Genomic DNA, 24,337 nt, shown 5'->3' with positions numbered 1-24,337 from the left:
TCGCTCCCGTCGCCGGCAAGTTCTATGCTTGCCGCTCCCCGCGGACAGACAATCGTCAAACCATGGCAACGCAGCAAGGGCGCCCCCAGGAGCCCAGCAAGGATTATCGGCCTGCTGGGCCGGGGCTTGAACCGCACGATTACATTCGCCATGGCACCCCGGTGTTCCGTCAGACCAACCTGGCCCTGTTCGCGGCCGGCGTGGCGACGTTTGGCCTGTTGTACTGCACCCAGCCGCTGATGCCCGAGTTCAGCCGGGACTATGGCGTAAGCGCCGCCACGGCCGCGCTGTCGCTGTCGCTCACCACGGGCGTGCTTGCCTTCGCCATGCTGTTTGCCGGCGGGGTGTCCGACGCATGGGGCCGCAAGTCGGTCATGACGGCATCGCTGTTGTCGTCGGCCATCCTGGTGCTGCTGACGGCGCTGGTGCCGGATTGGCACATGCTGCTGATCCTGCGTGCTCTGCTGGGCGTCACGCTGAGCGGCTTGCCTGCCGTGGCCATGACGTACCTCAGCGAGGAGATGCACCCCGATTCCATCGGCCTGGGCATGGGGTTGTATATCAGTGGCAACGCCATTGGCGGCATGGGCGGGCGACTGGTGGCCGGTGTGCTGGCCGATTTCGTGGGCTGGCGCTGGGGCGTGGCGACGGTGGGGTTGATTGGCCTGGTGTCGGGCCTGTTGTTCTGGAGCAGCCTGCCGCCGTCGCGGCACCACGTGAGGCATCCGCTGCACCTGGGGCAGTTACTGGGGCGCTTCCGACTCGCGTTCAGCGATGCCGGCCTGCCGTGGTTGTTCGCGGAGGGCTTCCTGCTGCTGGGCGCCTTCGTCACCGTCTACAACTACATCGGCTACCGCCTGCTCGCGCCGCCGTATGGCTTGAGCCAGGCCGTGGTGGGCGCTATTTTCAGCGTGTATTTGATCGGCACCTTCAGTTCCGCCTGGATGGGGCATCTGGCGGGCAAGCTGGGGCGGCGCAAGGTGCTCTGGACCACATTCGCGCTCATGTTGTTCGGTGTGCTGCTTACCGCATCGCGACCGTTGCCGCTGGTGGTGCTGGGCATTGTCGCGGTGACGTTCGGCTTCTTTGGTGGCCACTCCATTGCCAGCAGTTGGGTGGGGCGCCGCGCGGGCCACGCCAAGGCGCAAGCGTCGTCGATGTACTTGTTCTGCTACTACATGGGCTCCAGCATCGCCGGTGCCACGGGCGGCTTGTTCTACACCGCGCATGGCTGGAACGGGGTGGTGGTGTTCGTGGCGGCGCTGGTCTTGGCCGGGTTGCTGGTCGCGTGGCGCTTGTACCGTTTGCAGCCGTTGCCGGGGCCGCCTTCGCCGGGTACCGAACCCCCCATTCCCCAGTGAGATCGATGATGCAGATTCAATCCATCGACCATCTTGTGCTTACCGTGGCAGACGTTGCCGCCACCTGTGCGTTCTACACGCGCGTGCTGGGCATGCAGGAAATCACCTTTGGCGCAGGGCGCAAGGCGCTGGCCTTCGGCACGCAGAAGCTCAACCTGCACCAGCACGGGCGGGAGTTCGAGCCCAAGGCGTTGCACCCGACGCCGGGCTCGGTCGATCTGTGCCTGATGGCGGCGCAACCGCTGGCCGAGGTAATCGCCCATCTGGAGCGCGAAGGCGTAGCGATCGAAGAAGGCCCCGTTATGCGCACCGGTGCGTGCGGCGCCATCGAGTCGGTGTACTTTCGCGACCCCGACGGCAACCTGATCGAAGTCAGTCGTTACGTGGCGTAATCGCCGCCAATGAAAAGGGCGCGGCAAATGCCGCGCCCTCTTGTCATGCCTTCGGCGATTATTGCGCCTCGGGTTTGAGCATGTCCTTTACTGCGGTGTAGTCGCCATCGTTGGCGGCCGGCGGCAAGCCCAGCAAGTGGGCCATCAAGGGGTACACGTCTACGTTCGGGAACGAGGGAACGGAGGCGCTCTGTCGGAACGCCGGGCCGTGCGCCACGAAAAGCGCCTGCATCTCCGGCGCTTCGTTGTCGTAGCCGTGTTCGCCCAGGCTCAGCTTGCCTTTGCGCTTGGCCACGTAGTCGCTGGTGGAAATGCGCCAGCCCACGTCGGCCAGGCACAGCAACTGCGGCACGCGCGGGTTGCTGCCATAGACCAGGCGTGCGGGCACGCGCGACTTGTCCCAGCAGGTCATGTGCTTCTGCGGCTTTTCCAGTTGCGCCTCGATCTTGGCGAAGTCGTGGCCTTCCTTCGGGTTGATACCGGCCAGCACGCCCATGCTCACGACGTCCACGTTGCGCAGCGACACAAGCTTGTCCAGGTACACGGAGTTCTTCTGCGGCACGGGCGCCATGCCATGGTCGGCGAGCACGATCAGGTTGATGCGATCGAGCAGGCCGCGCTTCTGCAAACCCTGCACCAAGTGCGCAAGCGCAGCGTCGGTTTCGCGCAGGGCCTGATCCACCTGCGGGGTGTCCGGACCGTAGGTGTGGCCCGCGTGGTCCACCTCGTCGAAGTAGAGCGTGAGGAAGCCGGGGCGCTGGTCGGCAGGCATGTCCAGCCAGTTAAGCACCTGGTCAACGCGCTGCATGGGCGTGACGTTTCCATCGTACGTCCTCCAGTAGTCGGGGTGCTTGCCGTGGATGTCCGCTTCCGAGCCAGGCCAGAACATGGTGGCGCTCTTCATGCCGTGTTGGCCGGCGGTTTCCCACAGCGGCATCCCTTCTTCCCACCAGCGGCCATTACCGACGGCGTTGCGATCGCTCAGCGAGAACTTGCCCAACTCAGGATCGGACATCGTGTTGTTGACGATGCCGTGGTGGTCCGGGCGCAGGCCAGTGACGATGGTGTAGTGATTGGGGAACGTCAGCGAGGGAAACGAGGGCTGCATGCCGGCGGTGGCGTGCACACCGTCCTTGGCCAGTTGGGCAAGGGTGGGGCTGAGGCCGCGCTCGATGTAATTGGCGCGATAACCGTCGATGGAAATCAGCAACAGCGGAGCGGGAGCCTGTTTCGCCGGGGCGACGGTGGGCGCCAACGGCGCGGACGCAGGCGGCTGATTGGCGCAGCCCGCTCCGAGTGCCATCAGCGAACAAAGCAGCAGGCGAAACGGTATTTTCATGAGTGGACCCGTACGATGTCTGAAAACCCCATATCTTCGCGTAGTTGTATGACCATTACACGTGCCTTGCGAAATCTGGTGTGGTTGTCGGTGTGTCTCGCGGCCTGCTGGACGGCGCAAGCCGTTGCCCAGCAAGATGCTGCGGCGACACCGGCGGTGATGTCCAGCGTGGCCAAGCCAGCCAAGGCCGCTGTGGTCAAGGCTGTCAACACCAAAGCAGGCAAGCCCGCCTCACGGCCGCCCGTGAGCGCCGTCAAGCCAGGCAAGGTCGAGATGGCGGATGCCAATGGCGCGCATGCGCAACCACGCCTGCAGCCGCGTGCACGTGGCGCATTGAATCAGTACCAGAATGCGGTGACGCCGCCGCCCGTGGACGGTGGCCGCTAGCGCTTCGCTCAGCCCGCGCTGAAGAACAAGTCGCCGCGCGCCACGCGATCTTCCAACGCCAACAGGAAACGCTTGGTCGGCAACCCACCGCCAAAGCCGGTCAGGCTGCCGTTGCTGCCGATCACCCGATGGCAGGGCAACACGATGGGCAAGGGATTGCGGCCGTTGGCCGCGCCCACGGCACGCATGGCTTGTGGCTGGCCCATGCGCCGGGCCAACTCGCCGTAGCTGATGGTGCTGCCGTAGGGAATGCGCGCCAGTTCCTGCCACACCTCCAACTGAAATGGCGTGCCCAACGGGCGTAGTGGCAGTTCGAAATGCTGACGCGTGCCGGCGAAGTATTCCTCCAACTGCTGCGCGGCGAGCACGAGCGGTTCGGTGGCGGCGCGCATCCATCCCGGTTGTGGCCCGCGTTGGTGCCGGCCGCTTTCGAACCAGATCTCGCGCAGCCCGTCATCGTCGGCCACAAGGCGGAGCGTGCCGATGGGCGTGGGCAGTTCGTCGTACCAAAGGCGCGGGCTGGTGGACATCGGCAAACCTTTATTTGGCCGGCGCGGTGTCGGCGGTACTGCGCCAAAGATGTATTACGGCATACGCACGCCAGGGACGCCAGGCCTCGGCCAGCGCCGACAGCGCCTTGGTGCTCAGCTCGCCGCCGTCCACGGCGGCCGCGCGACGCAGGATGAGATCCGCCGCAGGAAACGCATCGGGGTGACTCAGCCCGCGCATGGCCAGGTAATGCGCAGTCCACTCGCCGATACCGGGCAGGGCAACCCAGCGCTCCACGAACTCCGCCAGCGGCTGCTCGCCGCGAAAGTCGATACGACCATCCAGTAGCGCTTGTGCCACACCGCGCACGGTATCGGCACGCGCGCGTGTCAGGCCGACCTCGCGCAGGTCAGCCTCCACCAGAACATCGGGGCCGGGGAACATGCGCTCCAGCCCGGGCAGCGTCGCTTGCGACACCGCTGTGCCGTAGCGCTGCACGATGCGCGACGCCAACGTGCGCGCGGCGGCCACGCTCACTTGCTGCCCAAGAATGGCGCGCACGGCCATCTCGAAACCATCCCAACTGCCGGGCAGGCGCAAGCCGGGGCGCTTGCGCCACAGGGGCTTGAGCACAGGGCTTTGCTTGAGCGTGTCGCCGATGGCTTGCGGGTTGGCATCCAGGTCGAACATGCGGCGCAGCCGGTTCAACACGCCAAGCATCTGGCTGGGTTCGGGGCAATGCAGTTGTAGTTGCAAGGCATGTTCGTCGCCGGGCCACGCGCTCAGTCGCAGCCAACCGGGGGCTTGCGTGCTACCGAACACGCGCGCATAGCTGTGTTCGTCCACGCGCTCCACGCCCGGAAGCGCGCGACCGCGCAGAAACGCCAGCATCGCGTCGAAGTCATAAGGCGGGCGATAGGCGAGTCGCAACGTGATGGCATCCCCCTCGGCTGCGCGCGGCTGGCGGCGCAGCTCGCGCGGCGGTATGCGATTGGCATGCAAAAACGCGGCGTTGAAGCGACGCAGGCTGCGAAAGCCTGACGCCAACGCCACTTCCGTTACTGGCAACGCGGTTTCGGTAAGCAGTTGCTTGGCGAACAACAGGCGGCGCGTGGTGTGCACATTGATCGGCGGGGCACCCAATCGCTCCACGAACACGCGCCGCAACTGGCGCGCGCCCAGGCCCACGCGTTCGGCCATGGCTTCCACCGATAGCTCGTCGAAGACGCCGCTGTCCATCAGCTTGAGGGTGCGTGCCACCACGTGATCGCCGCGCTGCCAGGCGTCGTTGCCCGGAGCCAGCTCAGGGCGGCAGCGCAGGCAGGGACGAAAGCCCGCCGCCTCAGCGGCGGCAGCGCTGCCGTAATAGCGCACGTTCTGCGGCTTGGGCGGCGGCGCGGGGCACACGGGCCGGCAATAGATGCGCGTGCTGGTCACGGCGGTAAAGAACAGGCCGTCGAAGCGGGCATCGCGGCTCAGTCGCGCTTGTTCGCAGCTGCGCTCATCGGGGAGCGTGGGGTTGGCGTGCGTGGAGGCGGAGGGGGATGTCATGCGTGCAGGCTAGCACCGGGCGGCAGTGCGTACTCGCCGTTTTCGGACATCAATACCAAGCGCCCCGCCAGCCCGCGACCCGCGTCGCAAGGATGGCGCGACAGCGCGAAACCAGCTTTTGACGCGCTGCGGTTTGCGGCCGACCGGCTGGCTCGCCACAATCGAGGTTTCCCCACTGGCTGCGATGCTTTCCATGAACGCTCCGACCCGTATCGACACCACGCGCACCATCCGCTCGCCCCGTGGCAGCGAACTGAGCTGCAAGAGCTGGCTCACCGAAGCGCCGTTCCGCATGTTGCAGAACAACCTCGACCCCGAGGTGGCGGAGAACCCGGCCGAGTTGGTGGTCTATGGCGGCATTGGCCGCGCCGCCCGCAATTGGGAGTGCTTCGACGCCATCCTGCGCGCCCTGCGCCAGCTCAACGACGACGAAACCCTGCTCATTCAATCCGGCAAGCCGGTCGGCGTGTTTCCCACGCATCCGGATGCGCCGCGCGTGCTGCTCGCCAATTCCAACCTGGTGCCGGCATGGGCCAACTGGGAGCACTTCAACGAGCTCGATAAGAAGGGCTTGATGATGTACGGCCAGATGACGGCCGGCTCGTGGATCTACATCGGCTCGCAGGGCATCGTGCAGGGCACCTACGAAACCTTTGTCGAGATGGGTCGCCAGCATTACGGCGGCAGCCTCAAGGGCAAGTGGATTCTCACCGCCGGCCTTGGCGGCATGGGCGGCGCGCAGCCGCTGGCGGCGACGCTGGCGGGCGCCTGTTCGCTCAATATCGAGTGTCAGCAGAAGAGCATCGATTTCCGCCTCAAGACCCGCTATGTCGACGAGCAGGCCACCGACCTGGACGACGCGCTGGCGCGCATCGCCAAGTACACCGCCGCTGGCGAAGCCAAGTCGATCGCGTTGCTGGGCAATGCGGCCGACGTGCTGCCCGAGCTGGTGCGTCGCGGCGTGCGTCCCGATGCGGTCACTGACCAGACCAGTGCGCACGATCCGGTCAACGGCTATCTGCCCAGCGGCTGGACGGTGGAGCAGTGGTTCGAGCGTCGCAAGAGCGACCCGGCCGGCACGGCCAAAGCCGCCAAGCAATCCATGAAGCTGCACGTGGAGGCGATGCTCGCCTTCCACGCGCAGGGCATTCCCACGTTCGACTACGGCAACAACATTCGCCAGATGGCCAAGGACGAAGGCTGCGCGAACGCATTCGCGTTCCCGGGTTTCGTGCCGGCTTATGTACGGCCGCTGTTCTGCCGTGGCGTGGGTCCGTTCCGCTGGGTGGCGCTGTCGGGCGATCCGGAGGACATCTACAAGACCGACCAGAAGGTGAAGGAGCTGATTCCCGACGATCCGCACCTGCACCGCTGGCTGGACATGGCCAAGGAGCGCATCAGCTTCCAGGGCCTGCCGGCGCGCATCTGCTGGGTGGGCCTGGGCCTGCGCCACAAGTTGGGCCTGGCGTTCAACGAGATGGTGCGCAAGGGCGAACTCAAGGCGCCGGTGGTGATCGGGCGCGATCATCTGGATTCGGGCTCCGTGGCCAGCCCCAACCGCGAAACCGAAGCCATGCGCGACGGCTCCGATGCCGTGAGCGATTGGCCGTTGCTCAACGCCATGCTCAATGTGGCCGGCGGCGCCACCTGGGTGTCGCTGCATCATGGTGGCGGTGTGGGCATGGGTTACTCGCAGCACTCGGGCGTGGTGATCGTGTGCGATGGCAGCGAAGCGGCCGACAAGCGCATTGCCCGCGTGCTGTGGAACGACCCGGGCACCGGCGTGATGCGCCATGCCGACGCCGGCTACGACATCGCCATCGAGTGCGCCAAGGAGCAGGGGCTTAATCTGCCGATGCTCTGAGGGTGCTCTGATTTTGCTCGTCATCCCAGCTATCGCAGGAATGACGAGCAAAATGTCCTCTAAGCAGACCTTCCCCGACGTGTACGCGCCGCGCATGCGGCGCGATGATGCGCGGCCCTATCGCTGGCCGGCCATGGCGCGGCCAGCGAATTGCCACGTGACCATGCGATATTCCTGCCGATCTTTTTCAGCAGGAGCGCAAGAGTCATGATGGAACGCAAATGGATGGGGCGCCGTTGGATGGCGCCGCTGTGTGTCATGGGCGCCTTGGTCGCCGCGCCCGTCGCCGTGATCGCGGCCACCTCGCCCCAGCAGGCGCAGTGGCAGCAAGCGGTGGATACCGCCGTGTCGCACGCTCGCCCCGGTACGCTTGGCGTCGCGGTGCTGGATTTGCGCACCGGCGCAAAGGCCGGCGCCAACGCGCAGCAGGCCTTTCCCATGATGAGCGTGTTCAAGGCACCGGTGGCAGCCGCCGTGCTGGCCCGCGTGGATGCAGGGCGTTTGAAGCTGGACGAATCGGTCACCATCACGCGCGATGAAGTGCAGGGTGGTTCGGCGGTGCCCTCGGTCGGCGCCAAGTTCCAGGGCGAGCGGATGAACTTCACCGTCGAACGCCTGCTACAGGCAGCCGTGAGCGAAAGCGACAACACGGCGGTCAATGCCTTGATCAAATTGATCGGTGGTCCGCAGGAGGTCACTGCGTTTCTGAAAGCGCACGGCATTGAAGGCATGCGCGTGGACCAGGACGAAGCCGGTGTATCCCGTGTGTTCCAGGCGCTCGGTCCGGGCGAGGTCGTGCCCGCAAATGAATCGGACGAGGCCGCCGCGCAGCGCGTGAAGCGCGGCTACCAGGCGTTCCTGGCCGATCCGCGAAACCGCACCAGTCCCGATGCAGCGGTGGACTTCCTGCGCAAGCTCTACACGCATGCCCTGCTGTCGGATGCGTCCACCAACCATTTGCTTGCGCTGATGCGGGCACAGGTGATTCCCAACCGCTTGCGAGCGGGCGCACCGGCCGGCGTTGTGGTCGCCGACAAAACCGGTACCTCCTACACCTGGCAAGGCCGCACGGCGGCCTATAACGACATGGCCCTGCTGACTTGGCCGGACGGACGCACGGTGATCGTGGCGGCTTTCCTCCAGGACTCGCCGGCCAAGCCCGCCGAGCGCGACGCCTTGTTCGCCGAGCTGGCTCGCGCCGTGTCGGCTGGGGTAGCGCACTAAGATCCTGTTCGCGGTCTCCGCGTAGCCCGCGAACAGGCACTAGGCCAGCAACAGACGCGTGGCCAGGTAACTGGCGGCACTTTCGTGGCGGGCGCATGATGCGTCCACCCTGGCTACGGAGCATGTGCGATGCCGATCGAGCTGAAGCTGTTGGGTTGGTCGACCCTGTTGGGCCTGGTGTATGTCATGGTGGCCGCCACGTTGATGACCCAGCAGCGCGGGTTGGCGTGGAATGCCAGCAACCGGGAAGGCGAGGCGAGGGCGCTTACTGGTGCCGCCGGGCGCGCCGAGCGTGCCAGCCGGAATCTGTTGGAGACCTTCGTGTTCTTCGTCGCCGCCGTGCTGACGGTGGTACTGGCCCAACGAACCAATAGCGTCACCGCGCTGGGTGTCCAGCTGTACTTCTGGGCGCGGGTGATCTACTTGCCGGTCTATCTGGTGGGCGTGCCATACCTGCGAACCCTGGTTTGGGCGGTGTCGCTGGCGGGCATCCTGATGGTGTGGTCGGCGTTGCTGTAATGCGAGGCGTGCACGCCTCGCCGGCACGGGCGTCGGGTCATCGGCACGCCCGACGGTGCGCAAGCATCACCTTGTCGTCATGTGGGGCTTCCCTACGATGCGGCGGAGGCGGGGGGCGAAGCCCCGCTGCGCCGTGTCGAAAACTTGTCTCGTGTCATAATGTTGACGTCGAAAGCTTGACGATGCGTTCGGAACAGGGTGTCAGTCGAGTGTGTGAAGTAGTTGTGTAGTTCTTTCGTTTTCAGTGAGTTGGCCTGAGGTCTTGGCCCGTGAGTCAGCATCGGTATGCGCAAGCGGCGATGCGTGACCACTATGCAGTCCCGGGGCAATCGCACCGGGCCGTCGGCAAGGGGCCGATGGTTTCTCACTGAAAACTGGAGAACATTATGAATACGCAATTCGTACGCACCGGCTCGCTGACTGAACTGAGCAGCTACCCCCAATGGGCGCAAGCGATGGTTGAGGCCTGTGAACCCGCCCGCCGCAGCGTTCGAGAGCATGCCATGTGGGACTTGATGAGCGAGGGACGCATTGATCCGGCCACCATGCGCAACTTCATGGTCGGCACCTGGTCGCTCATCGAGCGCTTTCCTTCGTTCATGGCACAGAACCTGATGAAGACGCAGTACGGGCGCAGCGAGGGCGACAACCTGGCTCGTCGCTGGCTGGTGCGCAACATCCGCGTGGAACAGAACCATGCCGAATACTGGCTGGACTGGGCCGATGGTGCCGGCGTGCCGCGTCGGATCGTGCTGGAAGGAACGCCGCCGCGGGGAACTCAGATGGCGGCCGAATGGTGCCATGAGGTGTGCGGCAAGGACTCCCTTGCTGCGGGCATGGCCGCCACCAACTACGCCATCGAGGGTGTGACTGGTGAGTGGTCACAAAAGGTGTACGACAGCGTGGCATACGCCGAGAGCCTTTCGCCCACGGGGCGTAAGGCGACCCTGCGTTGGCTACAGTTGCACGCCGCCTATGACGATACCCACCCATGGGAGGCGCTTGAAATTGTCTGTACCCTGATGGGCAACCACCCCGCTCCGGAAGACGTGGAGCACGTGAGGGAGTGCATCGAGCGCAGCTATATCAGCCTGCATTACGGGCTGGAGCGCTGCCTGATGCCCTCGGCCGCGGAGACGGTGGAAGACCAAGCGGCGTAACCGAAGAGATCTCGCCGTCGACAGTGTGACGGGACGAGATGTAGCTTTATGAAGTGGTCATGTAAAAGGGACGCCATGGATTTGATCCGTAGCACCTCTCTAGGACCGCTGTCCCGTCGCTTGAGGCCACTGGCCTACGGGCTGGTGGCCGTTATCGGCCTCATTCTCTTTTTGACCTGGTTTGCCCTTCAAGTCCAGGTGACTCTCGCCGGTTTCCTCAACGGCGAGAGCATTTGGAGCAAGGCGCAGAAGCAGGCGGTGATCGACCTTACCGTCTACGCCGAAACCGGCAACGAAGACCGCCTGCGGGCATACCGCGACAACTTCGGGCTGCTGGCCTCCGATGGCTGGGCGCGTGACCAGATCGCCTCGGGCTCGTACGACCCCGCCGCGATCGACCAGGCGTTCCGGCGCGGCAAGATTCTCCCCGATGCCAAGTCCGGCATGATTTTCATGCTGGGCTGCTGTACCCAGGTGCCGCACATGCGCGAGGCCGTGCAGGCGTGGCGCGCGGCCGATGGCCCGCTGAAGCGGTTGGACGTGATCGCGGCAGAGTTGGAGCGCACGCGTGCCCAGGGGGCGCCCAGTGCGGATACCGTGACCCGGCAGCTGGCCGCCATCAATGCCATCAACGATGAGCTGGAGCCGCTCACCAAGCAATTCTCGCTGGAGGTGGCCGAGGGAGCCATCTGGCTGGGACAGGTATTGTTCGCCGGCGTGTTCCTGGCAGCGTGCCTCGCCTCGTTGATCTGGCTGCGCATGGCGCAGCGCGTGCTCACGCGTATTCGTGGCACCGAGGAACGCTACAGTTTGCTGTTCGACAGCGCCGCCGATGCGATCGTGATGGTGGACGAGGCGAGCGGGGAAGTGCTCGGCGCCAATCGCACCACCTTGCAGTGGACCGGGCGAACCCTCGACGCCCTGCATGACACGCAGCTTTCGGAGCTTTTCACGCCCGTGCTGCATCGCGCCGATGGTGCGGTTACCGGCGAGTTGCACGGCGCCTCCGGCGAGCGACGGCCGGTGGAAATGCGCAGCAGCATGGCCCAATGGGGTACGCGCAGCGTGCGGCAGTTAATCCTGCGCGACGTGACCGAGCGCGTGAACCTCGAACAGCAGCGACGCATTGCCTCCGAGGCGCTGTCCGGCATTGCCGAGGGCGTCATCATCGCCGATGCCGATCGGCGCGTAACCCGCGTCAACGCAGCGCACGTCCGCATGACCGGCTATACCGCGCAGGCCCTGCACGGGGTGCGCTTCGACGACCTGCGCAGCCAGCCGGATGGATTGCCCTTGCCCAATACGGTGTGGGAGACCATCGAGGAGGATGGCAACTGGGTAGGCGAAGTGCGCACTCGTCGCAATGACGGCACCAGCTACCCGGAGCTGCTCAGCATCAGCGCCATCCGCAACCCGGATGGGCAGGTGCAGCACTACGTGGCTGTGATCAACAACATCAGCGCCACCAAGGCCAACGAGCAGCGCCTGCAATACCTGGCTGCACACGATCCACTCACAGGCCTGACCAATCGCGCCGAGTTCGAGCGCCGCTGCGTGCAGTCGCTGGCCAAGGCCGAGCGCGAGCGCGGCATGATCTCGGTGCTCTTCATCGACCTGGATGCCTTCAAGGCGGTCAACGACAGCTACACGCACGCCATCGGCGACCACCTGCTGGTCAAGGTGGCCGAGCGCATCGTGTACGAACTGGGCGATCGCGGCCTGGCCGGACGCATTGGCGGTGACGAATTCACCGTGTTGCTCAGTGACTTGTATTCGCGCGAACAGGCCAGCGCCATTGCCGGCCGGTTGCTTACCGCGCTCGCCGCGCCGGTGGTGGTGGGCGAGTACGAAGTAGCGTTGAGCGCGAGCATCGGCATTGCCTGCTACCCGCTGGATGGCACCGACGTACCCACCCTCATCACCAACGCCGACGCCGCCATGTACGCGGCCAAGACCGAGGAGCGCAATGCGTTCCGCTTCTACTCACCGCGCATGCAGGCGGATGCGCGCCGACGCATCGCGCTGGCCTCCGAGTTGCGCAAGGCGCTGGCCGAGAACGAGTTCCACCTGGTGTTCCAGCCCTCGGTGGAAATGCGCAGCGGGCGGATCGTCGCCGTGGAGGCGTTGCTTCGCTGGCACCATCCCAAGCGTGGCTTGATATCGCCGGCGGAGTTCATCCCGATGGCGGAAAAGCTCGGCTTGATCCGGCGCATCGATCAGTGGGTACTGCAAGCGGCCTGCACGCAAATGCAGCAATGGGATCGCGACGGCGTGCCGCAGCTGCGCATGGCGGTAAACGTGTCCGCTCACTGGTTCGGCCAGGCCAACTTTGTCGACGACATCCGCTCGCTGCTGGAATCGCGGCGCCTGGCACCCGAGCGCCTGATGCTGGAAATCACCGAGGGCGCCATCCTGCGCCTCGGTGAGGAAATGGAGCGTACGTTGCTGTCCCTGCATGCGCTGGGCGTGGGCGTGGCGATCGACGACTTCGGCACGGGGTACTCGTCCATGAGTTACCTCAAGTTGCGCGCCATTGCATTCCTCAAGATCGACCAGAGCTTCGTGGCCGGCCTGCCCGATGACGAAAGCGATGGCGCCATTGTGGAAGCCATGCTCATCCTGTGCCGCCGGCTAGGCATCAGCCCCATTGCCGAAGGCATCGAGACGGAAGAGCAACACCGCTGGCTGCTGCGCGCCGGCTGCGTGGAGGGCCAGGGTTATCTCTATTCGCGCCCGGTGGAGCCCGAGAAGATCGTGGAGCTGGTGGGTTCCGGTCGCCGCGCGGTCGGCACCCACCTGCGCCTGGTGCCGCCAGAATCCATCTGATGGCGGGCTGCACCCGGCGCGCTTGCCTGGGTCAATGCAGCTGCACGCTTACCACCGTTTCCTCGGGGCGATAGAGCGCGGGGAATTGCTGTTTGAGATGGGCCACCTTGGGGGCGTCGTTGAACACGATGTACGGTTCGTTAGGGTGCCGCTGCGCGTAATCCTGGTGATAGGCCTCGGCCACGTAGAAGCCTTTCAAGGGCACCACCTGCGTCACGATGGGGTCGCTGAACGCATGAGCGGCGGTGAGCTGCGCGATATAGGCGCTGGCCACGCGCTTCTGGTCATCGTTGGTATAGAAAATGGCGCCGCGATACTGCGTGCCCACATCCGGGCCCTGGCGGTTGAGTTCGGTGGGGTCGGTGGCGACGGAGAAATAGATCTTCAGCAGTTGGCCATAGCTGATCTTCGCGGGGTCGAACAGGATCTTCACCGACTCGGCGTGCCCGGTGTCGCCATCGCTCACGCGTTCGTACTGCGCGGTGCGGGCATCGCCGCCGGCGTAGCCGGCCCATACCTTGCGTACGCCTTTGACGTGCTCGAACACCGATTGCATGCCCCAGAAGCAGCCGCCTGCGAGCACGGCGGTTTGCTCGCTCTGGGCCGGTGCAGCGTCAGCGGCGGGGTCGGGCAGGGTGGTGGGGCCGCTGCCTGCGGAAGCCAGGCTGCAGGCGCTCAAGGTGCTCAGCGCAACAAGGGCGGTAAACAGGGCGCAATGGCGGATACGCATGGATGCAACTCCATCGGTCGATGGCGGCGCAAAAGGTGCGCCGCCGGTGGTCGCGGGGTCGGGTGACCCCGCTGACACCTGACTATTCGCCTGAGGCCGGCGCCCGGTTACCTCCATGGTGGCACCATGACTTGCGGCAAGTGCGAAAGCCACGCCAAAGGAGTGTTATGGTGCCCCCTTCGCACAACCTTGCGACCCATGACGCACGCAATCGATCTTGATGCCTACCTGGCGCGCATAGGCTACCGAGGCTCGCTAGAGCCCACCATCGATACCTTGCGTGCGCTCACGACAGCGCATGTGGCGGCCATTCCTTTCGAGAACCTCGACCCTTTGCTGCGCGAGCCGGTGTCGATCGATTCGTCGGCCGTGGAACGCAAGCTGGTGCAGGCGGGGCGTGGCGGTTATTGCTTTGAGCAGAATCGCCTGTTGATGGATGTGTTGCGCGCACTCGGCTACACGGTGAACGGACTGATCGCCCGTGTGTTGTGGATGAAGCCGGAGGATGCCGAAGTGGCACAGTCGCACATGCTGTTGCGCGTGCTGCTGGGTGGCGAGCCTTGGCTGGTCGATGTGGGTTTCGGCAGCATGGCGCTGAGCGGCGCGCTGCGCTTGGTGGCCGATGCACCGCAGGCCACCGGCAACGAGCCGTTCCGCTTGCTGGAAGCGGCGGGGCAATGGCGCATGCAGGCCCAGGTGCGGGGAGAATGGAAAACCCTTTACCGCTTCGATCTGCAGCCACGCGAGCCGATTGACTATGTGGTCGCCAACCACTTTACCTCGACCTTTCCTGAATCCCATTTTCTGCACAGCCTGATCGCGGCGCGCACGCTGCCCGATCGGCGCCTGGGCCTGCGCAACCGCGAGTTCGTGGTGCATCTCACCGGCGGCGAATCGGTGCGGCGCGTGTTGGGCGGGGCGGAGGAGATCAAGCAGGTATTGCGCGAGGCGTTCGGTATCCGTCTGCCGGAGCATCCGCAGCTGGATCAAGTGCTCGCACAGTTGCCGGAGCCTGGCTGAGCGCAGGCTCTGTGGTGACCGCATTCAGGTCGCTGCGTTCACGTAGATCGTGAAGTCTTCCAATTGCACCACCTGGCCTGCGTGGATCTTGCAGGTCTTGCGTAACTCCTGCTCGCCGTCCACGGATACCGCGCCGCTGGCGACGATGGCCTTGCCCGCGCCACCGCTGTCACACAGCCCGACCAGCTTGAGCAGCTGGTTGAGTTCCACGTAGTCGCGGTCCAGTTCAAAATCGATTTCTTGCATGGTGGTTAGTCGTCGGTGTCGTCGGAGTCGTCAAAAGCGCTTTCGGGCAGGGCGAAGAAGACAAAGAACGGCTTGCCTTCCTCCTGCCAGAAATCGACGGTGTCTTCGAGAATATCGAGCAGGGTCTCGAAATCGTCCTCGTTGGCTTCACGCATCAGGTCGGCGTGATCCAGCAGCAGGGTCACGCCCGGCGCCTTGAGCCAGGAGAGATCCCGCAGGCTGTCGGCCAGGGCATCCCAGTTGCGGCCGAAGTCGCCGGGCAGGCGCAGGGCCGGCGTGAGGCGATCGAACAGCAGCTCGCGATTGGTGTAGCCATCCAGGCTGGCGCGGCACACGGCGAGCCCTTCCATGCCGGCGGCATCGCCGAGCGGGTCGAGATCTTCGGAAGTGACGAAAAAGATGCCGCTGTCTTCGGCATCGTTGAAATCCAGGTCGAAGCTGGCGTTCATGGGGTTACCTCGAACTGGCGAAACGTACGGTAATGGTCATCGGAGTAGTAGTAGATCCGGGGCGGCGTGCCGCCGGTGATGATGCGTCGCGCGCCGCGGTAGTCGAGCCCGGGCGTGTCCACGGTGTATTCGTGGTAATAGCCCTCGGCCATCGCGGGCAGGCGACCTTCGCGATTCTGGAACACCACGCCGTCCTGCCGATGCGCGAACGGCCCGCCATGGGCAATGCGCGCGAGGGTATCGGCCGCTTCGGGCGGAAGGAACGATGGCAGGGTCGACGATGCGGCGCTGGCCGTGGCGTGCGGTGCGGCCACGCCGGAATGCGGCGGCGATGGCTCGGAGGTATGACGCCCCCAGAGCACGGCGGCGACCACCAGCACGATCAGCAACAGGAAAGGTTTGAGGGCGCGCATGGTTAGGTTCCGGTGGATGGGCGCGAGTGTAGGGCTTCCGAGGCAAAGAGTACGTAGCGGCGTGTCAGCCGGCTGCATCCACGCGCTGTTGCAGCGTCATGGCGGCGGCGGGGTTGCGCTCCTTGGCGCTGCTGATGAAGTACACGAACACATCGCGGGCCGCGCCGGCCGCTTGCGGCGGGGCGACATGCGGCAACTCGGCCGGGTCCTCGCCGTCGGCCCATTGGCGCGCCAGCGTGCTCCAGTGGTTCAGCTCCGCCACGTCGTAACCCGTGTCGATGTGCGATTGGCTGCGCATCAGGCGGGCATAGGCAAAATCGCCCGTGAGGTCGGCCAGCGACGGGTATTGCGGGGAATCGGTGAACACGGTGGGGACGCGGTAGCGGCGAGCGAGCGCCACGTAGCGCTCGTCCAGAAAGCTGCGGTGACGCACTTCCAACACGTGGCGCATCGGTTGCCCGTTGAGTTCGCGTGGCAGCAGATCCAGGAACGCCGCCAGGTCATCCGCATCGAACGGGCGCGATGGCGGCAACTGCCAAAGCACCGGCCCCAGCCGCTCGCCGAACTCGGCCAGGCCACCAAAAACGAAGCCATCGATGCCGCGCGCGGTATCGGCCAGGCGCTTGCCTTCGGTGATGTAGCGCGGCGCCTTGAGCGAAAACACGAAGCCTTCCGGCGTTTCCGCCGCCCACTTGGCGTAGGTGGCGGGCTTTTGCGCGCCGTAGAAGGTGCCGTTGATCTCGATGGCGCGCAGGTGGCGGCTGGCGAATTCCAGTTCGCGACGCTGCACCAGCCCGGACGGATAAAAGTTGTTGCGCCAGGGCGCGAAATTCCAGCCGCCGATACCCGTGCGCACGCGCGACGCGGTGCCTTGCGGGGCTGTGTTGGCAAACAAGTCGTTGAGCATCGGGGACTCCCTGCGGGGGCGGCATCATGCCACGACGGGCTCAATCCAGCGGCACGTGGTTCGGGTAAGGGCCTCGTGCGGCCATGAACGCGGTAGGCGTCATGCCGGCGAACTCGCGAAACTCGTGGATGAGGTGGGCCTGGTCGCCATAGCCGCCATCGGCCGCCACGCGGCTCCAGTCCACGCTGGCGCAGTGGTAGGCGGTGTCCGCGACGAGGCGGAAGCGCAGCAGTCGCGCGTAGCGCTTGGGCCCCATGCCGACCTGCCGCCGGAACAGGCGGCCAAAGCGATAATCGGACAGGCCTGTGTAGCGCACCAGGCTGGCGATGCGTGCCACCTGCGGCGCCCGCTCCAGTTCCGCCAGTGCGTAACGCACCTCCGGGGCCAATTGTGGAGTGTGCAAGCGCGTGCGCAGCCATTGTTCCAGCACGGCCAGGCGTTGCGCGGCGTTCGGCGTGTGGAGCAGTTGCTCGCGCAGGCTTCGCGCGCAGGCGCCAAAGATGTCCTCCAGGCCCACATCGCGCTCCACCAGCGCGGTGTGATCCTCGCCCGTGAGCGCGTGTGCCCCGCCCGGGTGGAACACCACGCCCATCACGCGAACCTGCTCAGCGGTGTCGATGATCTGGCTGCGCAGGCAGGGGCCGCCGATGACCGAGGCGGCAGACCGCACGCAGCGCCGCTCGCTGTCATCGGAGTACACCCGGGTTTCGTCTTCGTGGAGGTTGATGATCAGCCCGGCGCCCGGGCCAGGCAGCACGCGCTCGAAATGATGGCCGGGCGGCGGCATATCCCAGTCCCACAGGCGTGAGACCAGGGCATCGAGGGGCGGCGCAGGTGTGGCGACCAGGTATCCCATGGGCGGGCTCCGGGGAACCTCCCGAGTTTACGGCCCGCGTGCGCGCCTTGTCAGGTCTTGTCGCCCGGCATGATGGTGGGCGTGCCATTGTTGCTGCCGCCATCGCTGCGCTCGGGGCGCATGGTGCGTACCACCATGTCCTGCGGCGTGGTGAGCGGCAAGCTGGCGGTGCGCAGCTTCTCGATCACCTCGAAAAGCAGGTCGCTCTTCACGTTGCCTGCGTCGCGCGGATTGCCCACGTAGGCGGTGCATACGAACAGCAGGGAGCCGCTGTCGATGCTGTCCAGCTGCACGTTGGGCGAGGGTGTGTTCAGCGTGCCGGGGTGATTGCGCAGGATGTCCAGCACGATCTGGCGAACCTTGGTGGCATCGGTGCTCAGCGGCATCGGCAGGCGGATCTGCACGCGGCCCATGGCGTTGGCCAGCGTCACGTTGCGCACGTTCTGCGTGATCAACTGCGAGTTGGGCACGATCATCGTGGAGCGGTCGCTTAGCTGGATTTCGGTGGCGCGCACGTTGATACGGCGGATATCGCCCTCCACGCCGCTGATGCTGACCCAGTCGCCCACCTTCACCGGTCGCTCGGCAAGCAGGATCAGGCCGGAGATAAAGTTCTGCACGATGGCCTGCAAGCCAAAGCCGATACCGACGGACAACGCGCTGGCCACCCAGGCGATGCTCTGCACATCCACCTTGAGCGCGCCCAGCACCAGCACGAACACCAGCACACCACCCACGTAGCCCAGCAGGGTGACGATCGAGGTCTGCATGCCCACGTCCAGCGAGGTCTTGGGCAGCAGTTGCTTGCTCAGCCAGCGCTTGACCAGGCGCACCACGATCGCGCCCACCAACAGCACCAGCAGCGCATTGAAGATGTTGGTGGGGTTGATGGTGAGGCTGCCCAGCGAGCGGCCGGCGAACATCCGCGTGCCGCGATCCACCAGCTCCGACGGGCCGGCGCCGTAGGGCGCGAGGATCAACGGCACGGCAAGCAGCAGCAGGAAGGCGCGACCCACGCCGGAGAGCACGGTAGCGGCTTGCTCCAGGCGCGCCGGGGCAACGCCAAACGTTTCCTGCATGCGCGTGCCGGTGCGCGACTCAGGCGATAGCAGCGATTCGCACAGGTCGTTGATCAGGTGCATGAACAGGTACAGCGCGGCGATAAGGAAGCCCGCGCTCAGCATCTGCCGGGCCATGAAAAAGCCGAACGCGATGTAGCCGGTGAATACCGAGACCAGCGTGAGCAAGGTGCTGACGAACGCGCCGGCCACCAGCAGGCCCACCCACAACGGTCGCTCGGCCGGCGTGTGGCCGCTGGCGATGAGGGCGCGGCGCGCACGCCCCATGCGAACCAGGGCGGCGCCCACCAACACGCCGATCAGCGTGGCGGCCAGGGCATTGGCGGCCATCGCCGTGGCGAGGCTTGCGCCGATGTAGCCGGTGATGCGCTCGATGATCGCCAGCAGCAAGGCGCTGTAGGCAAGCAGGGTGGGAAACACCCGCAAGCGTTTGGCGAGGTCGTCGGAAATGGGTGGCAGGCGCCAGGAAGGGCGCTTGACGCTCAGCAGCGCGCGGCCGAGCCCAGCCAGGATGGCCACGAAGAACACCACCCGCACCATGGGCAGCATCAGCTCGTCCAGGTCCGGGTCGAACACGCAATGCCAGTTGATGCCCAGGTAGATCAGCCACGCCGCCACGCCATAAGTCAGCGCGGTGCCCAGGGTGATCAGCAAGGCCATGGCACTGCGGCGCAGGTGGCCGGAGGGCAGGTACTTGCTGGCCAGATCCAGCATCTGGTGCTCCAGCAAACGGCGCCCCACGGCGAACAAGGCGATGGCCGAGAGCAGGCAGGCGATCAGCGGAACGCGATTGCCAGGCTGCCACGCCTGCGCGAGCGCGCCCTTGATCGAGGTGCCCAAGGTGCCGAGGTTGGCGTTGTCGTCCGGTAGGCTCTGGCCCAGGCGCTCCCAGAACGCCAGGCTCAAGGGCGAGGCAGTGCGCTGGCTGATCTGCGCCTGGAACAGGTCGCGGCGCAGGCTGGCGATCTGCGTGATGAGCTGCACGCTCTCCAGGCTCAACGACTTGGACTGGGTGATCTGGCCCGTCAGGTCGGTTTTGTCTTTGTTGAGCTGCTTGCGTTGGCTGGCGACTTCCGGCGCTTCGGCTGGTGCGCCCTTCTCGGGCGCGGGCCCGAGCACATCGAGCTTGGCCTTCAGCGTATCGGCCTGCGGAGTCAGGCTGGCCGTGAGGGCGTCGGCCTGCTGCTGCACGGCTTGCGCCTTGGCGCGTGCATCGGACAGCAGCGCATCGGTGAGCTTGCTGCGGTCGGTCAGCGATTGCTTGATGTCGTCCAGTTGCGCGCTGAGCTGATCAGGCGTGGCCAGCTTGGTCTGGGGAATCTGCGCGGCATCTTGCGCGTTGTTGGCGCTTTGGCCGTTCTGTGCCCACGTGGGGGCGATGCCGGTGAAGGCGAGCAGCAGGATCAGCAGCAGACGGGACAGGGTAGGCATGGCGGCATGATCCGGGGGCGTTCCGGAGCGGTCAATGAATAAATGCCTTGACGCCCTGTTCAGCCCGCCGCTTTCACGCTTTCGCCATGACCGCTGCAGCCACGCACTACGAAGCTCCGCCATGGGATGGCGACACCGCCAAGGCACGCGCGCTGCAACAGGTGCTGGCGGCGCAGGTGCGGTTGGTGGACGAGCATCCGCCGCTGCCTTACGTGGCCGGCATCGATGTGGGTTTCGAGGACAACGGCGCGGTGACGCGCGCGGCGGCGGTGCTGCTGGATGCGCAAACCATGGAGCCGGTGGCCGAAACCGTGGCGCGCCTGCCCACGCGCATGCCGTACATCCCGGGCTTGTTGTCGTTCCGCGAATTGCCTGCGGCGTTGCTGGCGCTGGAGCAATTGCCGCGCACGCCGGATCTGGTGTTCGTGGATGGCCACGGCGTGGCGCATCCGCGTGGCTTGGGTATTGCCGCGCACCTGGGTGTGGTGACGGGCCTGCCGGCCATTGGCGTTGCCAAGTCGATCCTGGTGGGGACGCATGCACCGCTGGGTTCGCATCGCGGCGAGCGCGTGCCGCTGGTCTACAAGGGCAAGGACGTGGGCTGGGTGTTGCGCAGCAAGGACCGCACGCGGCCGCTGATCGTATCGCCCGGACACCGCGTGAGCATGGCGAGCGCACCGGAGCTGGTGCTGGCGTATTGCACGCGCTATCGCTTGCCCGAGCCGACGCGCCTGGCGGATCGCCTGGCTTCGCGTCGCGATCGGCACATGCGTGAGCCGCGTCGCCCGTGAAGGCTCAGGCGTCGATGCTGAGCTGCGGTGCAGGCACCAGGCGGTAGCCGAACGCGGCTGCCAGCTGGCCGATCGCGGCCAAGGTCACCGGGTCGCCAGGCGGGCTCGCGGGAGGCTCGCCCTGCCCCACGCGCCAGCGTGAGCGCTGATGCGGCAACAAGCGGCATGCGGCCAGCCCGCGTTGCTCCAGTTCGCGCAGAAAGCGGTACACCGTGCCCAGGCTGGTGCCTGGCTCCCGGGTACGCGCCCGACGCAGCACTTCCACCGCGTCGGGTTCGTCGGTGGCCTCGCACAGCACCTGCCAGATCGCCACGCGCGGCGCCGTGACCCGCCAGCCGGCGCGCGCCAGCATGTCGCGGGCGTCGGCGGGCAGGGTCGGGCTGTTACTCACCTTTGCGGCCCTTGGCGATGTCATCGGCGGCGCGGCGGATGATGTCGCCGATGCGCTTGACCTCGGCCGCATCCCACGGGCCGCCGTGCATGAACAACGCACGCTTGAGGTTATGCATGGCTTCGCGCAGCGCCATGGGGGCCGCGGCGCGGGCGAACATCTTGGCGGTCTGCTCCATGCGCGACATCACCGCATCCACGGACTCCTTGTTCTCGGCCAGGAATGCCTTGCCTTCCTCGGTGATCGTGTAGAGCTTCTTGCCGTCGTCGGCGCTCACGCTGGCGTGGCCCAGCTCCTCCAGCAGGGTGAGGGTGGGGTAGACCGCGCCGGGGCTGGGCGCATAGGCGCCGTCGAACATCTCCTCGATGGTGCGGATCAGTTCGTAGCCGTGACGGGGCTGCTCGGCGATCAGGGCCAGCAGGATGAGCTTGAGGTCGCCGTGGCCGAACACACGGCCGCCGCGGAAGCGCCCGCCCATGCCGTCCTGACCCTCGTCGTCGCCAAAGCCCCGGCCGAAACCGCGGCCGCGACCACGGCCGAAGCCCATGGCTTCGCGCGCCCAGCCGTGCCGGCCCCAGCCTTCGTGCTCCCAGCCTTCACGGCCGTCGCCGCCGCGGCCGTGGAATTCGCGGCCCCAGCCGCCGGGGCCCCGGCAATCGCCGTCGTGGCGGTGGTGGCGGGCGTGGTGGTGATCAAAGAAATGACGAAATCCCATGACTAACTCCGATATATCGTAAGTAACAGTCTTAAGATATATCTTAATTTTCGTCCGGCGCAAGTGGCCTGGGCCATCGAGGGGCGAAAATCCGGCGCTCGGCTTGAAACCCGGCTTGCCCGCCTTCACGCCTACGTTGTTAGATCTAACGTTTGCCCAAGGACGATTCCCCATGGTGTTTCGTTGGTTCGAGTCGCTGATCGACGCCTTCAAGGACCCCGTCGACGGCATGCCACCCCAATCGGTGTGGCGCTTCTACGTGTTCTACCTGCGCCAGGTATGGCCGGTGTTCGCCGCCACCATCGTGGTGGGCTTTGGCGTGGCCATCGTCGAGGTGTCGCTGTTCGGCTTCATCGGCAGCATCGTGGACATGGCCAAGGGCACGCCCGCGGCCGACTTCTTCCACCAGCATGGCCATCAACTGCTGTGGATGGGCTTGGTGGCGCTGGTCGCGCGACCGGTGCTGATCGGCCTGCACGACCTGCTGGTGAACCAGGCGATCGTGCCCAACCTCACCAATCGTATTCGCTGGCAGAACCATCGCTACGTCATTCGCCAGAGCCTGGGTTTCTTCCAGAACGATTACGCCGGGCGCATCGCCAACCGCATCATGCAGACCTCCGGCGCGCTGCGTGAGTCGGCGGTGCAGATCGTGGATGCCATCTGGTACGTGGCGATCTACACCGGCAGCGCCATCGTGATGTTCGCCCAGGCCGATTTCTGGCTGGCCCTGCCGCTGGTGCTGTGGCTGGTGGCCTACGTGCTCACGCTGGCGTACTTCGTGCCGCGCACCAAGGAGCGCTCCTGGCGCCAGTCCGAGGCGCGTTCGCGCCTGATGGGGCGCATCGTGGACGGCTACAGCAACATCCTCACGCTCAAGCTGTTCGCACACACCCAGCGCGAGGAGGCCTACGTGGCCGACGCCATGGGCGAACAGATCACGCGCATGCGCGCCATGACGCGCCTGACCACGGCGATGGACGCCACCATCACCACGCTCAACGGTTTTCTCATCGTCGGCACCTCGGGCCTGGCGATCTGGCTGTGGAGCCAGGGTCGGGTCACGGTGGGCGCGATTGCGTTGTGCACGGGCCTGGTCATTCGCATCAATAACATGTCCGGCTGGATCATGTGGGTGATCAACGGCATCTTCGAAAACGTGGGCACGGTGCAGGACGGCATCGAGACCATTTCGCGCCCGCGCACCGTGCAGGACGCGGAAGGCGCCATGCCGCTGGAAGTGACCGAAGGCGCGGTGCGCTTTGAAGACATCCACTTTCACTACGGCAAGCAGGGCGGCGTGATGGCCGGCCTGGACCTGGCCGTGCGCGGCGGTGAGAAGATCGGCGTGGTGGGTCCCTCCGGCGCGGGCAAATCGACCCTGGTGAACGTGTTGCTGCGCCTGTACGACCTGGAGGGCGGTCGCATCCTTATCGACGGTCAGGACGTGGCGCGCGTCACCCAGGAAAGCCTGCGCGCGCAGATTGGCGTGGTCACGCAGGACACCTCGCTGCTGCATCGTTCCATTCGCGACAACCTGCTCTACGGCCGCCCGGACGCCACCGAAGCGCAGTTGCAGGAAGCCGTGCGCAAGGCGCGCGCGGAAGAGTTCATTCCGCAGTTGGTGGATGGCGAAGGTCGCTGGGGCTATGACGCCCACGTCGGCGAGCGCGGCGTCAAGCTCAGCGGCGGCCAGCGTCAGCGCATCGCCATTGCGCGCGTGTTGCTGAAGGATGCGCCCATCCTGATCCTGGACGAAGCCACCTCGGCGCTGGATTCGGAAGCGGAGGCCGCTATCCAGGACAGCCTGGAGCTGCTCATGCGCGGCAAGACGGTGATCGCCATTGCGCACCGCCTGTCCACCATCGCCCGCATGGATCGCCTGGTGGTGATGGACAAGGGGCGCATCGTGGAAAGCGGCACGCATGCCGAACTGATCGCCCAGGGCGGGCTTTACGCACGCTTGTGGCAGCGGCAGACCGGCGGTTTCGTGGCGGCCGAAGATCCGGCCGAGGATGGTGCGTTGGCCTAGCGATGCGCTGCTTTATTCAGTGCGTTTCTGACGCACGATGCTGCGCGAATCGCCTCTGTCGCACGCGCCCTGCGAGCGACAGCGGTGGTTTGGCTAGGTGAACGGAACGCACGTTCTTTAGCTTTCCTTGCCCCATGCTTCACGGCAGAGCCGGCAGCATCGGCC

The 24,337-nt window shown here is 65.7% G+C and carries 23 protein-coding genes; 11 read left to right on the top strand and 12 right to left on the bottom strand.

The window, feature by feature from the left end:
• The first annotated feature begins 62 nt into the window (after nt 1-62).
• Nucleotides 63-1,361: an MFS transporter gene (locus tag AC3G2C_RS12290; protein WP_488384898.1), complete on the top strand. Its 1,299-nt coding sequence runs from the start codon at nt 63-65 to the stop codon at nt 1,359-1,361.
• 8 nt (nt 1,362-1,369) lie between these two features.
• Nucleotides 1,370-1,753 carry a VOC family protein gene (locus tag AC3G2C_RS12285; protein ID WP_488385191.1) on the top strand — a complete coding sequence of 128 codons (384 nt, stop codon included), beginning with the start codon at nt 1,370-1,372 and terminating at the stop codon, nt 1,751-1,753.
• A gap of 58 nt (nt 1,754-1,811) precedes the next feature.
• Here the strand turns inward: AC3G2C_RS12285 and AC3G2C_RS12280 are convergent, their stop codons facing one another.
• Nucleotides 1,812-3,092: an alkaline phosphatase family protein gene (locus tag AC3G2C_RS12280; RefSeq protein WP_488384897.1), complete on the bottom strand. Its 1,281-nt coding sequence runs from the start codon at nt 3,090-3,092 to the stop codon at nt 1,812-1,814.
• Nucleotides 3,093-3,140: 48 nt separating this feature from the next.
• On the opposite strand from AC3G2C_RS12280, the gene AC3G2C_RS12275 reads away from it, so the two are divergent.
• Complete coding sequence (locus AC3G2C_RS12275) at nt 3,141-3,479, top strand: hypothetical protein (protein ID WP_488384896.1); 339 nt, start codon at nt 3,141-3,143, stop codon at nt 3,477-3,479.
• 8 nt (nt 3,480-3,487) lie between these two features.
• Here AC3G2C_RS12275 and AC3G2C_RS12270 read toward each other — a convergent pair whose 3' ends face one another.
• Together AC3G2C_RS12270 and AC3G2C_RS12265 are read right to left on the bottom strand one after the other, a co-directional pair.
• Nucleotides 3,488-4,009: a methylated-DNA--[protein]-cysteine S-methyltransferase gene (locus AC3G2C_RS12270; RefSeq protein WP_488384895.1), complete on the bottom strand. Its 522-nt coding sequence runs from the start codon at nt 4,007-4,009 to the stop codon at nt 3,488-3,490.
• A gap of 10 nt (nt 4,010-4,019) precedes the next feature.
• Complete coding sequence (locus tag AC3G2C_RS12265) at nt 4,020-5,519, bottom strand: DNA-3-methyladenine glycosylase 2 family protein (RefSeq protein WP_488384894.1); 1,500 nt, start codon at nt 5,517-5,519, stop codon at nt 4,020-4,022.
• Nucleotides 5,520-5,712: 193 nt separating this feature from the next.
• Between AC3G2C_RS12265 and hutU the strand changes: the two genes are divergently transcribed.
• The 5 genes from hutU (at nt 5,713) to AC3G2C_RS12240 (ending at nt 13,112) form a co-directional block, all read left to right on the top strand.
• Complete coding sequence (gene hutU / locus AC3G2C_RS12260; RefSeq protein WP_488384893.1) at nt 5,713-7,383, top strand: urocanate hydratase; 1,671 nt, start codon at nt 5,713-5,715, stop codon at nt 7,381-7,383.
• 207 nt (nt 7,384-7,590) lie between these two features.
• Nucleotides 7,591-8,607: a class A beta-lactamase gene (bla, locus tag AC3G2C_RS12255; protein WP_488384892.1), complete on the top strand. Its 1,017-nt coding sequence runs from the start codon at nt 7,591-7,593 to the stop codon at nt 8,605-8,607.
• Nucleotides 8,608-8,736: 129 nt separating this feature from the next.
• Complete coding sequence (locus AC3G2C_RS12250; protein WP_488384891.1) at nt 8,737-9,126, top strand: MAPEG family protein; 390 nt, start codon at nt 8,737-8,739, stop codon at nt 9,124-9,126.
• A gap of 386 nt (nt 9,127-9,512) precedes the next feature.
• Complete coding sequence (locus AC3G2C_RS12245) at nt 9,513-10,286, top strand: iron-containing redox enzyme family protein (protein WP_488384890.1); 774 nt, start codon at nt 9,513-9,515, stop codon at nt 10,284-10,286.
• A gap of 75 nt (nt 10,287-10,361) precedes the next feature.
• Nucleotides 10,362-13,112 carry a putative bifunctional diguanylate cyclase/phosphodiesterase gene (locus AC3G2C_RS12240; RefSeq protein ID WP_488384889.1) on the top strand — a complete coding sequence of 917 codons (2,751 nt, stop codon included), beginning with the start codon at nt 10,362-10,364 and terminating at the stop codon, nt 13,110-13,112.
• 31 nt (nt 13,113-13,143) lie between these two features.
• Here AC3G2C_RS12240 and msrA read toward each other — a convergent pair whose 3' ends face one another.
• Nucleotides 13,144-13,842, bottom strand: coding sequence for a peptide-methionine (S)-S-oxide reductase MsrA (gene msrA / locus AC3G2C_RS12235; protein ID WP_488384888.1), 699 nt, complete (start codon nt 13,840-13,842; stop codon nt 13,144-13,146).
• A gap of 198 nt (nt 13,843-14,040) precedes the next feature.
• Here msrA and AC3G2C_RS12230 point away from each other — a divergent pair, with 198 nt between their 5' ends.
• Nucleotides 14,041-14,862: an arylamine N-acetyltransferase family protein gene (locus tag AC3G2C_RS12230; RefSeq protein ID WP_488384887.1), complete on the top strand. Its 822-nt coding sequence runs from the start codon at nt 14,041-14,043 to the stop codon at nt 14,860-14,862.
• A 24-nt stretch (nt 14,863-14,886) separates the two neighbouring features.
• Here the strand turns inward: AC3G2C_RS12230 and AC3G2C_RS12225 are convergent, their stop codons facing one another.
• From AC3G2C_RS12225 to AC3G2C_RS12200, 6 genes are all read right to left on the bottom strand, one after another.
• Nucleotides 14,887-15,108: an RNA-binding S4 domain-containing protein gene (locus AC3G2C_RS12225; protein ID WP_488384886.1), complete on the bottom strand. Its 222-nt coding sequence runs from the start codon at nt 15,106-15,108 to the stop codon at nt 14,887-14,889.
• A 5-nt stretch (nt 15,109-15,113) separates the two neighbouring features.
• Entirely contained in the window at nt 15,114-15,557 is a 444-nt protein-coding gene (locus AC3G2C_RS12220) for a barstar family protein (protein ID WP_488384885.1), read from the bottom strand.
• Nucleotides 15,554-15,970 carry a guanyl-specific ribonuclease gene (locus tag AC3G2C_RS12215; RefSeq protein WP_488384884.1) on the bottom strand — a complete coding sequence of 139 codons (417 nt, stop codon included), beginning with the start codon at nt 15,968-15,970 and terminating at the stop codon, nt 15,554-15,556. Before AC3G2C_RS12215 ends, AC3G2C_RS12220 begins: the two co-directional genes overlap by 4 nt.
• Nucleotides 15,971-16,034: 64 nt before the next feature.
• Nucleotides 16,035-16,877 (bottom strand): DUF72 domain-containing protein, encoded by an 843-nt coding sequence (locus tag AC3G2C_RS12210; RefSeq protein ID WP_488384883.1) that lies wholly within the window; start codon nt 16,875-16,877, stop codon nt 16,035-16,037.
• 40 nt (nt 16,878-16,917) lie between these two features.
• The gene (locus tag AC3G2C_RS12205) at nt 16,918-17,733 is read right to left on the bottom strand and encodes a helix-turn-helix domain-containing protein (protein ID WP_488384882.1); all 816 of its coding nucleotides are present in this window, start codon (nt 17,731-17,733) and stop codon (nt 16,918-16,920) included.
• 50 nt (nt 17,734-17,783) lie between these two features.
• Nucleotides 17,784-20,243 carry a DUF3772 domain-containing protein gene (locus AC3G2C_RS12200; protein ID WP_488384881.1) on the bottom strand — a complete coding sequence of 820 codons (2,460 nt, stop codon included), beginning with the start codon at nt 20,241-20,243 and terminating at the stop codon, nt 17,784-17,786.
• An 86-nt stretch (nt 20,244-20,329) separates the two neighbouring features.
• Between AC3G2C_RS12200 and nfi the strand changes: the two genes are divergently transcribed.
• Nucleotides 20,330-21,034, top strand: coding sequence for a deoxyribonuclease V (nfi, locus tag AC3G2C_RS12195; protein WP_488384880.1), 705 nt, complete (start codon nt 20,330-20,332; stop codon nt 21,032-21,034).
• Nucleotides 21,035-21,038: 4 nt separating this feature from the next.
• Here the strand turns inward: nfi and AC3G2C_RS12190 are convergent, their stop codons facing one another.
• Together AC3G2C_RS12190 and AC3G2C_RS12185 are read right to left on the bottom strand one after the other, a co-directional pair.
• Complete coding sequence (locus tag AC3G2C_RS12190; RefSeq protein ID WP_488384879.1) at nt 21,039-21,425, bottom strand: Fur family transcriptional regulator; 387 nt, start codon at nt 21,423-21,425, stop codon at nt 21,039-21,041.
• Complete coding sequence (locus tag AC3G2C_RS12185; RefSeq protein WP_488384878.1) at nt 21,418-22,140, bottom strand: PadR family transcriptional regulator; 723 nt, start codon at nt 22,138-22,140, stop codon at nt 21,418-21,420. The genes AC3G2C_RS12190 and AC3G2C_RS12185 overlap by 8 nt, the downstream gene beginning before the upstream one ends.
• Nucleotides 22,141-22,315: 175 nt before the next feature.
• Between AC3G2C_RS12185 and AC3G2C_RS12180 the strand changes: the two genes are divergently transcribed.
• The gene (locus AC3G2C_RS12180; RefSeq protein WP_488385190.1) at nt 22,316-24,172 is read left to right on the top strand and encodes an ABC transporter ATP-binding protein; all 1,857 of its coding nucleotides are present in this window, start codon (nt 22,316-22,318) and stop codon (nt 24,170-24,172) included.
• Nucleotides 24,173-24,337 lie beyond the last annotated feature (165 nt).

It is taken from the genome of Frateuria sp. sgz306004, from assembly GCF_057750885.1.
This window is presented reverse-complemented; position numbering and strand designations above follow the sequence as displayed.